Source organism: Pedobacter sp. UYEF25 (genome assembly GCF_054061655.1).
The window spans coordinates 1-3,489 of the sequence record NZ_JBSSEL010000042.1 but is presented as its reverse complement, the minus strand read 5'-3'; the positions used below and the strand labels follow the sequence as shown (position 1 = coordinate 3,489).

Here is a 3,489-nt window from a genome sequence, read left to right as displayed (position 1 = left end):
AAGAGGAAGACGCCACAGGGGCACAGAAGAAACGGTTCGAGCCCGCATGTTTTCACTGATAAGGTTAGGCAGAGGCTTAGGCAGGGGGCAATGAAACCCTCGACCTTTACACCCTCCACCCTCTACCTTAATAAAGTTCTTTGACATATTGGAAGAAGTAAGAAAAAACAAGAGCAGACAACAATAGGCGAGCGCTTTTTTGGACAGAAGAACAGAGATAAAAGAACAGAGACTTCGGTCGTTGCTCGTTAATCATTGCTTTTTGTTCCTGATAGCGTTAGCACAAAAAGCATACTGTACGGCGCAAAAGGCGTACAAGTAGAAGAAAGTAAGAAAGAGTACACGGGGGATGCCTTGGCTCTCAGAGGCGACGAAGGACGCGATAAGCTGCGATAAGCTCCGGGGATCTGCAAATATGAGCTGATCCGGAGGTTTCCGAATGGGGCAACCCGGCATGTTGAAGACATGTCACCTTATTAAGGAGCAAACCTGCCGAACTGAAACATCTAAGTAAGCAGAGGAAGAGAAAATAACAATGATTTCCCAAGTAGTGGCGAGCGAAAGGGAAAGAGCCCAAACCCATTTTGTTACGGCAAGGTGGGGGTTGTAGGGCCACGATACGGTTACAATGCAGCGAAGTGGAACGGGATGGGAATCCCGGCGGCACAGGGTGATAGCCCCGTACACGTAAGCACCATTGGCCCAGTGGGACCCTGAGTACCGCGAGGTCGGAGACGCCTTGTGGGAATCTGCCGGCACCATCCGGTAAGGCTAAATACTCCTGAGAGACCGATAGTGAACCAGTACCGTGAGGGAAAGGTGAAAAGAACCCCGAACAGGGGAGTGAAATAGAACCTGAAACCGTGTACTTACAAGCGGTCGGAGCGGACTTGTTCCGTGACGGCGTGCCTTTTGCATAATGAGCCTACGAGTTACTCCTCACTGGCAAGGTTAAGGGCTTTGAAGCCCGGAGCCGAAGCGAAAGCGAGTCTGAATAGGGCGTACAGTCAGTGGGGGTAGACGCGAAACCTTGTGATCTACCCATGGACAGGTTGAAGGTGCGGTAACACGTACTGGAGGACCGAACCGATAAACGTTGAAAAGTTTCCGGATGATCTGTGGGTAGGGGTGAAAGGCCAATCAAACTGGGAAATAGCTCGTACTCCCCGAAATGTTTTTAGGAACAGCGTGGCGATAGAGTTAGACAGAGGTAGAGCTACCGATTGGGTGCGGGGGAGTCAAATCCTACCAAATCCAGACGAACTCCGAATGCTGTTTAACATGCGCTGCAGTGAGGCCCGGGGTGCTAAGGTCCCGGGCCGAGAGGGAAAGAACCCAGACCATCAGCTAAGGTCCCCAAGTCACGGTTAAGTTGAACTAACGAGGTCCGATTGCACAGACAGCTAGGATGTTGGCTTGGAAGCAGCCATTCATTTAAAGAGTGCGTAACAGCTCACTAGTCGAGCGATCGGGCATGGATAATAAACGGGCATTAAACCGTGCACCGAAGCTATGGGATCTGTACTACGTACAGTATCGGTAGGGGAGCATTCCAGACAGCGGAGAAGGTATTTGGCAATGAGTGCTGGAGCGTCTGGAAAAGCAAATGTAGGCATAAGTAACGATAAGCGGTGCGAGAAACACCGCCACCGAAAGGATAAGGTTTCCTGATCAACGCTAATCGGATCAGGGTCAGTCGGGACCTAAGGAGAACCCGAATGGGATATTCGATGGACAACGGTTTAATATTACCGTACTATTTATAGCTGCGATGTGGGGACGGAGTAGTGACACTGCCGCGATCTGACGGAATAGATCGTTAAAGGCTGTAGGTATTGGGACGGTAGGCAAATCCGCCGACCTAGCCGAACGCCGATAGTACCGTTAGCCCCCGGGCGAGCGGATAGCGCAGGTAATCAGACTCCCGAGAAAAACCGCTAAGCTTCAGGCTATGAATACCCGTACCGCAAACCGACACAGGTATCCGGGAAGAGGATTCTAAGGTGCTCGAGTGAATCATGGCTAAGGAACTCGGCAAAATGGCCCTGTAACTTCGGGAGAAGGGGCGCTGGTAGCGATACCAGCCGCAGTGAAAAGGCCCAGGCGACTGTTTAACAAAAACACATGGCTTTGCAAAATCGAGAGATGAGGTATAAGGCCTGACACCTGCCCGGTGCCGGAAGGTTAAGAGGGGATGTCATCCTCACGGAGAAGCATTGAATCGAAGCCCCGGTAAACGGCGGCCGTAACTATAACGGTCCTAAGGTAGCGAAATTCCTTGTCGGGTAAGTTCCGACCTGCACGAATGGTGTAACGATCTGGGCGCTGTCTCAGCCATGAGCTCGGTGAAATTGTGGTCCCGGTGAAGACGCCGGGTACCCGCAACGGGACGGAAAGACCCCATGCACCTTCACTATAGTTTAACATTGATATTGGGTACAGGATGTGTAGGATAGGTGGGAGGCTTTGAAGCGGTGTCGCTAGGCATCGTGGAGCCAACGTTGAAATACCACCCTTTCTGTATCCGGTGTCTAATCCCGCTGAGCGGGAGACATTGTTTGATGGGTAGTTTGACTGGGGTGGTCGCCTCCAAAAAGGTAACGGAGGCTTTCAAAGGTAAGCTCAGTACGCTTGGTAACCGTACGTGGAGTGCAATAGCATAAGCTTGCTTGACTGTGAGACATACAGGTCGAACAGGGTCGAAAGACGGATATAGTGATCCGGTGGTTCTGCATGGAAGGGCCATCGCTCAAAGGATAAAAGGTACGCTGGGGATAACAGGCTGATCTCCCCCAAGAGCTCATATCGACGGGGAGGTTTGGCACCTCGATGTCGGCTCGTCACATCCTGGGGCTGGAGAAGGTCCCAAGGGTTCGGCTGTTCGCCGATTAAAGTGGCACGCGAGCTGGGTTCAGAACGTCGCGAGACAGTTCGGTCCCTATCTGTTGTGGGCGTAGGAATTTTGAGTGGGGCTGACCTTAGTACGAGAGGACCGGGTTGGACTAGCCTCTAGTGAATCTGTTGTTCCGCCAGGGGCATTGCAGAGTAGCTACGCTGGGAATAGATAAGCGCTGAAAGCATCTAAGTGCGAAACTAGCCACGAGATGAGAGTTCCATATAGGGCCGTGGGAGACTACCACGTTGATAGGCTATAGATGTAAAGGTGGCGACACCACAGTCGAGTAGTACTAATCACCCGAAGCTTTCAAGGGCAACACACTGTTGTCTGTGATGTTTTTCCTTTCTTCTTCCGATAAATATGTCATTTAAGGCCAAAGGCCGAAGGCAGAAAGGCAGAAGGTAATTTACCCTCACGCCCTCCACCTTCCAACCTTTCACCCTAAATTAAAATATTCAGGTGCCTATATCGGCGGTGTCCACCTCTTCCCATTCCGAACAGAGAAGTTAAGCCCGCCAGAGCCGATGGTACTGCGGTAACACGTGGGAGAGTAGGTCGGTGCCAGATCTTAAAGATGGATTCCCCGTAGC

2 rRNA genes are annotated in these 3,489 nt (G+C 51.6%); both read left to right on the top strand.

The annotated features are described in order from the left end of the window. Positions 1 to 322 precede the first annotated feature (322 nt). Positions 323 to 3,211: ribosomal RNA gene (locus tag ACVWYG_RS19130) — 23S ribosomal RNA — on the top strand. A 143-nt stretch (positions 3,212 to 3,354) separates the two neighbouring features. Next, positions 3,355 to 3,466: ribosomal RNA gene (gene rrf, locus ACVWYG_RS19125) — 5S ribosomal RNA — on the top strand. Positions 3,467 to 3,489 lie beyond the last annotated feature (23 nt).